This window comes from bacterium (assembly GCA_021371935.1).
Taxonomy (GTDB): domain Bacteria; phylum Armatimonadota; class UBA5829; order UBA5829; family UBA5829; genus UBA5829.
Genome location: JAJFVF010000022.1, coordinates 75906 through 89118 on the forward strand (window position 1 = coordinate 75906; position 13213 = coordinate 89118).

Below are 13213 nucleotides of genomic sequence, written 5' to 3' on the forward strand. Positions count from 1 at the left end.
ATATATACCCTGATTACGTTGACACACCAAAAGCGGCTATCTATAATGCTCGTGTTAAATACGAATAGTGCGACAAGGAAGAATTAATGGAATTTTCAAGCGAATACCTGGCCTATATGGGCAAAGCACCCAAACGTGTGCCGCACTGGGAACACTGGTCATGCCCCGATGCAGAGACATTTCTGACTGGAATCGATTATTACGAACATCCGAGACTCTGCCGCCAAAAGCTCCAGGAACTATATCCGCAGCTCAATCTTCCGATGTTCGACACGGATGCCCCAAAACCGCGCCCCACACAGGATCAGACTTCATATACTGACGAAGAGGGTCTGCATCATGTCCGATGGGGAGACACTCAATCAAATCACTGGGACTGGGGAGGCCGGTTCAAAAGCGCTGAGGATGTGTTTGCATACTCTCCACTTGAACATGCAAACTTGACGGGCGTGCCGATAAACGAGGGTCGGGACTATTCGAGTGTGGATGCCGTATACAAAGAATACAGACCGGGATTCCCGGAAGATTGGGGAGACACAGCCCCCGAGGGATCTACGGCTATGGTCAGCTTTTATAACACTATGTTTATGTGGCCGCTGCTGACATTCGGCTGGGAACTTTTCCTTGAGACTTGCCTGGATGAAAGATTTGAGCGGATCATGGACGAGTTTGCAGAGATCAACAGGCGTCTGTTTACCGCATTTGCCAGGCTGCCGGTGAATTTCGTGATCTGCCATGATGACATAGTAAATACAAGGGGACCTGTCTGCTCGCCCACATGGATGCATAAGTATGTCTTTCCCAGATACGAAGAGTATTGGAGCATACTCAAAGCATCTGGAAAGAGGATACTGTTCATGTCCGACGGATGCATGGACCGCTATGCAGATGACGTTATGGCATGCGGGGCAACGGGCATCATAACCGAACCATATACCGACTTCAAGGCTCTTGCACATAAATACGGCGATATTTTTCTTGCGGGTGAGGGAGATGTGCGCATTCTGATGAGAAATAATCATAATGAGATACGCGCAATGGTCGAGAGTATGGTGGACACCGCTCAGATATGCGGCGGATATTTTATGTGCATCGGAAACCATATACCATGGAACACACCGCCTGAGGCCATCAAATTCTATCTGGACCTCTCCGCCGAGCTTGCTCACAGATAAACAAGCTATTTAGAATAGAATATTGACGATTTTGCTTATATTGGTCGGGCTGTGTCGACATCCACTTTGCCGTCAGGGATGCTGCATGGAGTGATTAGCCTTCAATAAAAATAAGGCTGGGGCAGAACGCTCCGGCCTCTTAATTACTAGGCAGACTTGCGCTTAGCCTTACAGGGCCTGACATTCCAGGTAAATGCCAGCAGCACTCCCGAAAGGAAAGTGCAGGCCAAAATCCCGTATATGACTATATGCCATGCCGTGCCCTTGTCATAGATCGAGCCGAAGTGGTCCAGCATCCAGCCGAATCCTTTGGCTTCAGCCATTCTGCCAAGATAGCCGAACAGACCGATAAACCCTGCCGCTGTGCCGATAGCTTTCTTCGATGTCAAGTCCAGAGCAATGATCGCAATCATGTTGATAACCGGATACACGAAGAACCCAACAAGCGCAAGCATTAACATATCCAGCCATATCATACTTGGCGGAGTCAACAGGATGGTGGTAAATGCGCACAATACCGGGACCATACACAGCGTGCTGATCATGCCGCGGCGTCCACCGGCTTTGTCCGACATCCATCCGAAAAATATGGTCGATGGAATCCCGCCGAATTCAGTTAGGAGCACCGCGATACCGCCGCCGAGCAGAGTGGCATTCTTTATCTCGCGCAGATACATAGGACCCCAATCGAGCATGCTGTAACGTGAAACATAGGTGAAGAAGTTTGCAATCGCCAGCAGCCAGATGTATTTGTTCTTGAGAACATTGTTGACAAAGAGCTCTTTTGTGGTAAGCTCGCGCTCGATATCTGCACAATCATCCTGTGCGGCAGGGTAATCGTTTCGGTATTCCTCGACTGGAGGAAGCCCGACTGACTGCGGTGTGTCGCAGAGCCTGAAGAATATGTATATCGATCCTATGAGTGCTATTGCACCCGGCACATAGAATGCATATTGCCAGCCTCCGAAAGAACCGACCGCCCAGGCCGTAATTATACCGGCAAGCCCACCGCCAACGTTGTGGGCGGTGTTCCATATGCTGAATGTCAGACCGCGTTCGCGCTCACTGAACCAGTGTCCCATCGATCGTCCGCATGGAGGCCAGCCCATACCCTGGAAGAAGCCGTTTAGCGCCCAGAGCCAGATGTGTATGTTGAGATTTTGCACGCCGCCGAACGCAAAATTGCATATTGCCGTCAGCAGCAGACCGAGTGACATAAACTTGCGGGGGTTGCTTCTGTCTGAGACAGCTCCCATGAGAAACTTGCCCAGGCCGTATGTGGCGGCTGAGATTGCAAGGATGCTGCCTATGTCCGACTTGCTGTAATGAAGCGCACCCTCGATGTCTTTGGAGACAACCGAGAAATTGTTGCGGACCAGATAGAACAGTGCGTAACCGATGAATGTCGACTCCATAACGCGCCATCTGTATCCTGGATAGCGTTTTTTTACCATATCATCGGGCAGCCGCTTCTTGTGCGGCGCAGGCGACAGAAAATTCATCATGCTCCCTCGGTAAATTATTATTGTGAAAAGTAACACAACGCAGAGCCTGTTGTCAACCAATATTATATCAAATGCCACATCACCAAATCGTTGAGCTGAATGTATAATAATGACAGCGCAGCCACGTCTAATAATATATCTAGCCCTTCAGGGAGGAAACCAATGAAACGCACTTTGATTTGTATTGCCGCTGTGCTTGTGCTTGCGAGCGCGTGCATGGCTGCCACAGTATCATCTCCAAAATCTATCGCTCTGACCGTATATAATGGCAACTTCGCGCTGGTCAAAGACAATCGCGCTGTGAGCCTGGCTCAGGGCATAAACTCGATAGATGTCGAGGATGTTGCCGCCAAGATCGACCCGACAAGCGTGCTCTTTAAGTCCATTACAGCTCCCAACTCGGTCTCGATTCTTGAGCAGAACTATCAATATGACCTCATCAGCCCGAACAATATTCTGGGCAAATCTGTCGGCCAGAGGGTTGTATTCACATCTTATAATATGGATGGCTCCATGCGCCAGCAGGAAGGCATCTTGTTGAACCCGCCGGACAATGGCGGCATAGTTATCAGGACCGACGACGGCAACCTTGTGATGAACCCGTCGGGTCAGGTGACCTTGAAGCAGATGCCCGAAGGCCTTCACCCCAAGCCGACTTTAAACTGGCTGATTGCCAGCAACAAGGCATGTGACCAGAATGTCGAGATCAGTTATATTACTGACGGAATAGGCTGGAAGGCTGACTATGTGGCCTTGGTCAATAGAGACGATACTGCTCTCGACCTGGCGGGATGGGTCACTCTAAATAATCAGAGCGGCGCGACATATGAGAACGCCAAACTTACGCTTATGGCGGGTGATGTGCGCAGGATTCAGGACAGATACAGCTATGCCAGACCTGCGGTGGCAGGCAAAATGCTGGATTATGCCGAGGCATCGCAATTTGAGGAGAAGAGCTTCTCGGAATATCATATGTATACAATGGAACGCCCGACAGATATCCGCAACAAAGAGACCAAACAGCTTTCACTGCTCAATGCGTCCAACGCAGGCGTAAAGAAAGAGCTGATCTATGACGCTCGGGGCGATTGGTTCAAGAGCTGGTTCTATCCGGGCAGAAAAGATTATGATCCCGGCAGCGGCTATGACACATCGGACTATCACAAAGTAAACGTTGTCCTTGAGCTGAAAAACTCAAAAGAAAACCATATGGGTATGCCCCTTCCTGCGGGTAAGATCAGAGTATATAAACTCGACGACACAGGCAGCCAGCAGTTCATCGGTGAGGACAGCATCGACCATACTCCCAAGGACGAAAAAATCCGGCTGTATATAGGTGATGCGTTCGATGTGGTTGGCGATTACAAGCGCACGAACTACAGGAAAATCGCCTCGAATATAGTCGAGGAGAGTTTTGAGGTACAGATCAGGAACCACAAGGATGTGCCGGTGGAGGTCAAAGTCGTCGATCATGTATGGTCCGACTGGAAAGTAACACAATCTACCTGTGATTACACCAAGAAAGATGCCGGCACAATCGAATTTCCGGTCAAAGTGCCCAAGGACGGAAAGACAACCGTCACATATACTATTCGGACAAGTTGGTAATATAATCGATCCCTCCAGGTAAGACATCTGGAGGGATTTTTGTATCAGCTATTTACCGCGAGAGTTCGGCTATCCGGGATTTCGGCTCAGCAGGAGCTTCGCCCTCCCAACAATGAGCTTTCCGGGAGGGCGAGGTTCCCACCGAGCCATATCAGCTCCTGTAAAAGTAACTGCTTCTATTTACCGCCCAATTTCACGACAGCGTAGTTCTTCTTGCCTCTTCTGATCAACAGCAGAGCGCCGTGAATGAAGTCGGATGTCTTAGGCTGGAAGTCTATATCCGAGACCCGCTGGTTGTTGATATACACACCGCCCGAGCCTATCTGGCGTCTGGCTTCCGACTTGGACGCGATGAGACCGCTGTCCACCGCAAGCTGCAATGCATTGGGCACTGATTCAACGGTGTCGTAGCTCAGTGTCGGAGCGCTCTCAACAGCCGAAAGCAGTGTCTTGAGGTCTACACTCGCCAGATCGCTGTCGCCGAAGAGAGCCTGGCTCGCCGCCACGACTTTGTCCGCCTCTGTTTTGTCGTGAATAATGGATGTTACTTCATAGGCCAGTTTCTTTTGTGCCTCTCGTCTTTCAGGCGCAGTCTCTACCTTACTTATCAAGTCAGAGATATCCTCGTGGCTTAGGAGAGTAAAGTATTTCAGATATTTCACGACATCGCGGTCGTCTGTGTTCACAAAGTATTGATACAGCGCATATGGCGAAGTCAGTTCTGCATCGAGCCAGATCGCCCCAGCTTCGGACTTGCCGAATTTCTGACCAGCCGCATTAGTGACCAGCGGGAAAGTAAGGCAATACGCCTGCTTCGAGAGCTTGCGTCTGACAAGCTCTATCCCGGCAGTCATGTTTCCCCACTGATCTGCGCCTCCCACCTGCATTTTGCAGTCATACTCTTTGTAGAGATGATAAAAATCATATGCCTGCAGGAGCATGTAGCTGAACTCGGTGTAGGATATGCCGACCTCGTCCCTATCGAGCCTGGCACTGACGGAGTCCTTGGCCATCATCATATTGACGCTGAAGTGCTTGCCCACATCCCGTAGGAATTCTATAGCCGTAATTGGAGCCATCCAGTCATAATTATTGACCACACGCACGCCGGTGGAGCCGGACGGATCGAGCACTTTCTCGATCTGCGCACGGATTCCCTCGACATAGCTGTCGACTGTCTCTTTGGTGTTGAGTGTGCGCTCGGTTGCCTTGCCGCTTGGATCGCCTATGAGGCCGGTTGCGCCGCCTACCAGCGCGATGGGTTTATGACCCGCAAGCTGGAATCGTTTGAGTGTGAGCAGAGGCAGCAGGCTGCCTATATGCAAACTGGCAGCGGTAGGGTCGAAGCCACAATACAGGGTCTGTCCGGGATTTGCCAGCAGTTCAGGAATCCCCTCAGGGTCCGAACTCTGGAATATTATTTCTCGCCATTTCAAGTCTTCGTAGATCGTCATTTTACCACCCTGTATTGTAATATTTTCGGCTTTGCCTATAGTCATTGTAGACTCAGGCCTCAATCATGGTAATCTGGGCAAGCGAGGAAGTCAAATCTGGAAGATATACGTGGATTTGCCGGATTCGGAGATCCGGCATTGGCATTAGGGTGAGGATTCGGAGATCCTCACCCATCGGTAATGATCAACTATTTCGTAGATTTTCGTTTGGATGAATATCCGACAATTCCAATTATTCCAACAATAAACAGCAGCATACTGCTCGGTTCAGGGCATACGCAAACATCACCTGGACTTGCCCAGGCCGTGCCCATAACAAATATCTCAAGCACGCAGACAAATGCGCAGCATATTAAACTCTTCATAACTGCCTCCATCCCGTTCTATCGGGCAAAATGGAGGCGGGCTTTAGACTATTCGGCCTATAAACTCGCGCATGGCTGCCTGCGCACACGCCACCTTCAGCTCTTTGCGCATCTTCTTGGGATGCTTTTCGAGTATGGGAGGCAGGATTCCGAAGTTGGAGTTCATGGGCTGGAAGTCGTCCATCGAGCAGTTTGCGATATAGTCGAGCAAAGCGCCTATGATGGTCTCCTTTGGTGGAACCACAGGCTCCATGCCGAGCGCGACACGTGCAGCATTGATTCCGGCGACTATCCCAGATGCGGCAGACTCCATATAGCCCTCGACCCCGACAAGCTGACCTGCAAAGAATAAACCCATATCGGTTTTAGTGTGCAGCGCTGCAGTGAGCACGTTGGGCGAATCGATATACGTATTGCGGTGGACTGCACCATACCGCACGAATTTCGCATTCTCCAGCCCTGGGATCATCCTGAAGACACGATCCTGCTCGTTTTGCCTGAGCTGAGTCTGGAAACCGACAAGGCCGTATACGCTGCCCTCTGCGTTTTCCTGCCTGAGCTGGACTACGGCATGAGGTCTGCGGCCTGTGTGCGGATCGGTCAAGCCGACGGGTTTCATGGTTCCATAAGCAAGTGTGTCCCTGCCGCGCTTTGCGATCACTTCAACAGGCAGGCATCCCTCGAAATACTGCGCGTCTCTTTCTTCTTCCAGGTGCAGATTCGCTATCTTGGCCTCTAACAGAGCATCTATAAACGCCTCATACTCTTCTCGGGTCATAGGGCAGTTTATATACGCGGCCTCACCCTTATCATAGCGCGACTGCCTGAAGCATTTGTCATAATCGATGCTGTCTGCATCAACCGACGGTGCTATCGCATCAAAGAAGAGAAGATTGCTAGCGCCTGTGAGTCCGCGAATGCTTTCAGAGAGCGCTGGAGAAGTGAGAGGGCCTGTGGCTATTATGCAGGGCCTCTCGTTTGGAATATTGGTGAAATGCTCGCGGATGACGTCGATATTGGGGTTGGTCTCGATTGCATTAGTCACAAGTTCGCCGAAGTGCTCTCTGTCCACACAAAGAGCATCGCCTCCCGGCACTGACGCCTTAGCCGCACAATCAAGAATGATCGAGCCCATGGCGCGCATTTCCTCTTTCAGCAGGCCGTGCGCAGTCATAGGTGAATTGGACTTGAGCGAACTCGAACATACCAGTTCACCCAGGTTGCCTGAGCGGTGCGCCGGTGTCATCACGACAGGCCTCATCTCATATAGCCTGACATGCAATCCCCTATCAGCAATTTGAAAGGCGGCCTCGCAACCTGCAAGCCCGCCTCCGATGATTGTTATATAGTCCATACTAGAAGTGCATTGAAGCACGGATCTCTTCCATGCTCACACGCGCCACTTTCCGCGCCTTTTCTGCTCCGGCAGCCAGTATCTCATCGACCTTTTCAGGATGGCCGATAAGCTCATTACGACGCTCGCGTATGGGAGCAAGCCTGTCATTCAGGAAACTTGCCAGACGCTTCTTGCACTCCATGCAGCCTATCTTGCCCGCCACGCAGTCATCATGCATATCTGCTTGGCCATAGACATCCAGCATTGCGTAGACCGCGCAGCCTTCCGGGTGCCCAGGGTCATTCTTGTGAATCTTTAGTGGGTCGGTGAACATAGTGCGCACCTTCGCTGCCGTCTCCTCGGCGCTGTCGCAGATATAGATAGCATTGTCATAACTCTTGGACATCTTGCGACCGTCAAGGCCGGGCATCGCCGCATATTTGGTAAGCAGTCCCTTGCATTCCGGGAATATCTCGCCGAACATGCTGTTGAACCGCCTGCCTATCTCACGGGTCAGTTCCAAATGCGGAAGCTGGTCCTGGCCGACTGGCACCGCGTCCGCTTTATAGATAAGAATATCACCAGCCATAAGGACCGGATAGCCCAAGAGGCCGTAGCTGACCGACTCTATGTGAAGCTGTTCTTTCTTTTCTTTGAATGTGGGCACGCGCTCCAGCCAGCCGATTGGAGTCGACATACTCAGCAGCAGGAACAGCTCAGCATGCTCCTTAATATCCGACTGGACGAAGATAGCACACTTTTCAGGGTCAAGGCCAGCTGCCAAAAAGTCTACCGCCACCTCGCGCCTGTATTTTGCGATCTCCTCCGTACGGTCGAGCATGGTCGTCAGGGCATGCCAGTCCGCTATGAAATAGAATGCTTCGTATTCGTCCTGGAGCTTGACCCAGTTGGCCAGTGCACCCTCCAGATTGCCCAGGTGGAGCAGCCCGGTCGGCTGCATGCCGGAAAGTAGTCTACCTTTACTCATCCTCTTTAAACCCCAACAAATAAATGAAGTAAGAACCGGCTCGGCGGCTCCATAATTATGCGCAAAACATCCGGCGCGAGGAATATCAGCGCCAGAAAGATTATAAATCCATACCGAGCCATAAACATTTCATACCTGCGTGCCTGTTCGACCGGCAGCAGTGAAGAGACAATGTGAGAGCCGTCCAGTGGAGCCAGCGGTATCAAGTTGAAAATTGCAAGCGCTATGCTGATGAGAGTGATTATCAGCAAAAACTCGACCACGCTGCCGCTCATGTACCCGGCAAATAGCCTAAGAGCTGTCCCAATGACCAGCGCAGTCAACAGGTTTGAGAGCGGTCCCCAGAGTGAGACCCACAAATTTCCCCATCTCGGGCTGCGGAAATTGCCGGGGTTGATTCGCACAGGTTTGCCCCAACCGATTCCAAACCCAGAAAGGGATGACACCACCATCATGATCGTTCCAATCGGGTCGAGATGATCGAACGGGTTGAGCGATATTCGTCCCTGCGCTTTTGGAGTATCATCGCCCGCTTTCCATGCCGAATATGCATGAGCGAACTCATGGATGGTGATGCATATGACCAGCGCCATCATAGACAGAGCGAATTTGTATGGATTGATATTATTGAGCATACTTAAACTTTCGTTTCCGAGCCTTTGAACCTTTCGGGCAGCAAATCGCAGGATACGAGATCGTCCATATTCTCGCGCCGCGCCACCAGATCGGCATGCCCGTCCGCCACAAACACCACTGCCGGGCGTGTAAACCGGTTATAGTTGCTGGCCATAGAATGATTATACGCCCCCGTAGTCTGCACCGCCAGCAAATCGCCTGCCTTTGCCTCGGCCAGCATGATGTCTGTAATCAGATTATCGGTCTCGCAGTGTTTTCCACACACCGTATATGTGTCTGTCGGCTCATTGCCTGCACGGTTTGCCAGAATAGCTGAATACTGTGCGTCATATAACGCAGGTCTGGGATTATCAGATAGACCGCCGTCCACAGGCAGGTATGTCCGTGTGCCTGGTTCTTCGGGTATATCCACCTGCTTGGGTGAGCCGACTGTATAGATCGTCGTCCCGGCCTCGCCTACTATGGATCTCCCAGGCTCCAATATCAAGATCGGCTTATCGACTCCGCGCACTGCGCAGGCTGTAATTACGCTTTCGCTGACAACTTTAGCGAACTCATCTATGCTGGGGGGATTGTCTTGCTCAACGTACCTTACTCCCAAACCGCCGCCTATATCCAAAACTTCAATCAATGTGCCTGTCTCAGCCTTGACCTGTCTGATAAAGTCGATCATGATCGGGACGGAGTCGATGAACGGCGAAAGGTCAAAAAGCTGGCTGCCCACGTGGCAGTGTATGCCCTTCAAGACTATGCCATTACAGCCGAGCGCCTGCTTTATGGCTTTCATGGCCGAGCCGTCTCTGATATTCAAGCCGAACTTGCTGTCTTCCTGGCCTGTACTGATCAGTCTATGAGTGTGAGGATCGACACCCGGATTGCATCGCAGCAATACTTCTTGAACCTTGCCTGCATCTTCGCATATCGCGCTCAGCAGTTCGAGTTCAAGGAAGCTGTCGACCACTATATACTTTGCTCCGTAGTCGACGGCCATCTCAAGCTCATCGGCAGACTTGAAGTTGCCGTGGACCAGTACCCGCTCCATTGGGAAACCCGCGCATTTGGCCGTGTATAGCTCACCTGCACTTGCAACATCCAGCCACATACCCTCCTGGTCTGCCAGAGCGCACATCGATGTCACTATAAACGCTTTGCTTGCATATGCTATATCCGCGCCGCCATATTCACGCGCAAACGCCTGCCTGTAGGCCCGGCATTTATCGCGTATCGACTTCTCGTCCATTACATATAATGGCGTACCGAACTCAGCCGCCAGATCAACACAGTCACAGCCACCGATCTCGAGGTGATTGCGACTGTTTACCTTTTGTGAACCAAGCAACATCAAAACAGATAGTCGTCCTTCCTGCATATATAAAAAAGGAACCAGCCCCACATCAAAGCCGGTTCAAGAAATAATCTATCATACAAACCAATACATGTCAAACTTTGGGCATCTTGCAAGCAGAAACCCTCTCTTCATCACAGACAATCGCAATGACCTCGGTTGTGCTTGTGCCATCGGGTGCTATCCTGGAAGCGCCGGATATGATGATGGGCCGGAAGCGGATTCCGGCCCATTGGGGTTCTGTTATTCTATTCTTGATTTGATGTCTTTGCGCTTGTATATGTCATATACGATCTTTCCGAGGTCATTTGATCGCATTGACTTCGAGATTACTGGAACACATTTAGGGTCAAAACATCCTATAAGAATGAATAATTTTTCTTTTTTATTCTTGTCAAGAATGGTAATTACAATCCTGTCTTTGTAATTGGATATACGCTCTATATCTTCCACTCGGATGCGCTTCATACTGTCAAGAAGCGCTGCGATGTAACGCATGTCAGATTCTGGATGGAGTTCAACTACCTTGCCTGATCGTATTATCGTTATCTTCTTGATTTCGGTAGCTGAGATACGGTTAATTGCCTTTATCTTTAGTTTTGCTGAAGCAGGGTCATCCCACTTTGTTCCTGTTCTAAGTGATGCCCGCACACAAAGATAAACAGCAACCGTTATTACCACAAGCATAGCTACTATGATTAGCCGATTTTTCATCTAGTGACTCCAATTAATAAGTTAGCCATGTTACATATGTCCCTCCATATGCGTATAGAAAATTGTGCATCCAACCATTGTAATTAATGCTGTTGTCTGCATAATATATTGCTTGATTGACATTGTATCCTTGTCCTAGATAACACCAAAATTCTTTTGTCCATGCTGTTCCACATGCTTGCAAACCTAAATACCATGGACTTCCGAGCGGGTAGTATTTTGTCAACCAGCCAATATAATGGGCCGGAAGAGAATTCCGGCCTCATCGTATGTTTACCTATCAATAAGTCATTAAGGAAGTCTCTGGTTTTGTGGCAAGGGAGGAGGAGGCGAGTAAAAAGATATATTCCAGACCAGATCAGCAGTGCAATCACTAGGTTCAAGTCTACAGCTAATCTGATGAAATATTTCCAGGCGAGCCGAACTCAGCTTGGCTAATGATGGATATTTAGTCTGCTTTGCATCCAAGGTAATCATTGGAATGTGAGCAATATTCGCTATTCTATCAGGTAAACCATCAATCTTAACCTCATGTTCTCTTTCCCCCTCAGGTAAAATCAAACTGATCGCTATATCAAATGCTTTCGGATTGGCTGAAGAAAGCCTTAATGGATAAACAGGCTTTCGAGATAAAAACTTGAGCTTTAGTGGGGTAAGGGTTCCTGATTGAAGGCCACTTTCTGCCGACTCCGGGTCATGGACTTTGCAGGCTACAAACGTCCAACCCTCTCTAGCATAACTGTCTACAGGTTCTGACGCTTTCTCAGGTAAATGATATGCATTTTCATCAAGCCACTGTATTAGAGCATTGCCATCTGTAGACTTCAATACACTGACATCATAGTCACCGGTTGTCTTTTGCTCCAGCACATTAATCGGTGTTTCAACCGGTGAGACTGTTTTTCTAAAACTTAACAACAGCCTATCCAAATCTCCAAATATCTCTGCATCACCTTTTTCTACTCTAGGTCTGGACGGTACTGGGATTACCCATGCAAAGTTTTTTGCAGACCCCTCGTATCGTGGGCTGATGATAAGAGTCTCCTCACCTCTGTTGAAGTAGATTACGGCCTTTTGCTCGGGTTCATTAATTAATGTTTTTACTTGCTTCTCAAGCCATGCTATCCTCTGAGGCAGCATTACGCCGTCAGCGCTGGATGACGTGACAAAGCTAAGAAATAATACTCCTATTGTCATTATCAGTATAAATTTACGCATGGTTAACAACTCCTTGGTACTAGAACAGCGAGTTTGTCGTGTTACCCCAGAAACGCCAATTGTAGAACGGCGCAATCATATACAATGGTGGCTCAGGATCTCTTCTATAAGATATCAACTCATCGGGATTTGGGTCCATTGTATAGCTATAAGGATCATCCTCATCCGCATATTCCACATAGCATCCACCACCAAGGCTTCCAGCTTCTGCCCAGACAGTTCCTGTCTCATGATTGGTGCTTGATCTGATCGTCGCCTTCGCCTCACCGACATCATCTGTGACTGATTCATAGTCTACAATGGTTCCAACGTCTATACTCCAACTCATGCTATCCTGGAAGTGCCGGATATGATTATGGGCCGGAAGCGGATTCCGGCCCATACTGTGACATTCTATGGCTTACCTTTTCTTTTTATAATATCCTGGACAACGCGCTTAAACTCACCTGTCCTCGACCGAATATTCAAAGATGGATTTTTACCACCTTCATTTCCAAGCCAGCAAAGCATTATTCGCGTTTTTCCATCATTCATATGTATCCTTACTTCATCGTATGCTGGTGGTTCGTCTCCATAGGGATTTATCTCCCATCTCGAAAACCAAAGGTCCTTTTTTATTACTGACATCAGTTTTTTAATGTCAGTTTTATCTCTGTTGTGATCCAACTCGGCAGTTCTATTACCCCACATCCACCATAAGTAGACAGATTCAATTTTGCTTACAGGAATATTAGAATATGCTTCCAGACTGGCCTTTTGAGAAATGTACTCAGGCCGACGGTGAGTCAACATCAAAATGCCAATGCTGAAACCAAGGAATATGATAATATAAATTACTATATTCTTTACCACAGTAGCCTTTTTCATAG

13 protein-coding genes are annotated in these 13213 nt (G+C 49.3%); 2 read left to right on the top strand and 11 right to left on the bottom strand.

The annotated features are described in order from the left end of the window. The first annotated feature begins 86 nt into the window (after positions 1-86). A complete protein-coding gene (locus LLG46_14875; protein ID MCE5324578.1) occupies positions 87-1175 on the top strand; it encodes a hypothetical protein in 1089 nt (362 codons plus the stop codon). Positions 1176-1321: 146 nt separating this feature from the next. Here LLG46_14875 and LLG46_14880 read toward each other — a convergent pair whose 3' ends face one another. Further along, a complete protein-coding gene (locus tag LLG46_14880) occupies positions 1322-2680 on the bottom strand; it encodes an MFS transporter (GenBank protein MCE5324579.1) in 1359 nt (452 codons plus the stop codon). 162 nt (positions 2681-2842) lie between these two features. Between LLG46_14880 and LLG46_14885 the strand changes: the two genes are divergently transcribed. After that, on the top strand, positions 2843-4288 hold the full coding sequence (locus tag LLG46_14885) for a DUF4139 domain-containing protein (GenBank protein ID MCE5324580.1): 1446 nt from the start codon (positions 2843-2845) through the stop codon (positions 4286-4288). A gap of 176 nt (positions 4289-4464) precedes the next feature. Here LLG46_14885 and tyrS read toward each other — a convergent pair whose 3' ends face one another. The 10 genes from tyrS to LLG46_14935 all read right to left on the bottom strand — a co-directional run bounded on the left by tyrS (position 4465) and on the right by LLG46_14935 (position 13211). After that, complete coding sequence (tyrS, locus tag LLG46_14890) at positions 4465-5742, bottom strand: tyrosine--tRNA ligase (protein MCE5324581.1); 1278 nt, start codon at positions 5740-5742, stop codon at positions 4465-4467. A gap of 188 nt (positions 5743-5930) precedes the next feature. Next, a complete protein-coding gene (locus tag LLG46_14895; protein MCE5324582.1) occupies positions 5931-6107 on the bottom strand; it encodes a PEP-CTERM sorting domain-containing protein in 177 nt (58 codons plus the stop codon). A gap of 43 nt (positions 6108-6150) precedes the next feature. After that, positions 6151-7461: a methylenetetrahydrofolate--tRNA-(uracil(54)-C(5))-methyltransferase (FADH(2)-oxidizing) TrmFO gene (gene trmFO, locus LLG46_14900; protein ID MCE5324583.1), complete on the bottom strand. Its 1311-nt coding sequence runs from the start codon at positions 7459-7461 to the stop codon at positions 6151-6153. A gap of 1 nt (position 7462) precedes the next feature. Then, positions 7463-8431 (bottom strand): tryptophan--tRNA ligase, encoded by a 969-nt coding sequence (trpS, locus tag LLG46_14905; protein MCE5324584.1) that lies wholly within the window; start codon positions 8429-8431, stop codon positions 7463-7465. 5 nt (positions 8432-8436) lie between these two features. Next, a complete protein-coding gene (locus LLG46_14910; protein ID MCE5324585.1) occupies positions 8437-9066 on the bottom strand; it encodes a site-2 protease family protein in 630 nt (209 codons plus the stop codon). A gap of 2 nt (positions 9067-9068) precedes the next feature. After that, positions 9069-10412 (bottom strand): diaminopimelate decarboxylase, encoded by a 1344-nt coding sequence (lysA, locus tag LLG46_14915; GenBank protein ID MCE5324586.1) that lies wholly within the window; start codon positions 10410-10412, stop codon positions 9069-9071. A 243-nt stretch (positions 10413-10655) separates the two neighbouring features. Continuing rightward, on the bottom strand, positions 10656-11126 hold the full coding sequence (locus tag LLG46_14920) for a hypothetical protein (GenBank protein ID MCE5324587.1): 471 nt from the start codon (positions 11124-11126) through the stop codon (positions 10656-10658). A gap of 291 nt (positions 11127-11417) precedes the next feature. Next, positions 11418-12344 carry a DUF2330 domain-containing protein gene (locus LLG46_14925; protein ID MCE5324588.1) on the bottom strand — a complete coding sequence of 309 codons (927 nt, stop codon included), beginning with the start codon at positions 12342-12344 and terminating at the stop codon, positions 11418-11420. Between the two features lie 19 nt (positions 12345-12363). Next, complete coding sequence (locus LLG46_14930) at positions 12364-12672, bottom strand: Ig-like domain-containing protein (protein MCE5324589.1); 309 nt, start codon at positions 12670-12672, stop codon at positions 12364-12366. Positions 12673-12737: 65 nt separating this feature from the next. Next, entirely contained in the window at positions 12738-13211 is a 474-nt protein-coding gene (locus LLG46_14935; GenBank protein ID MCE5324590.1) for a hypothetical protein, read from the bottom strand. Positions 13212-13213 lie beyond the last annotated feature (2 nt).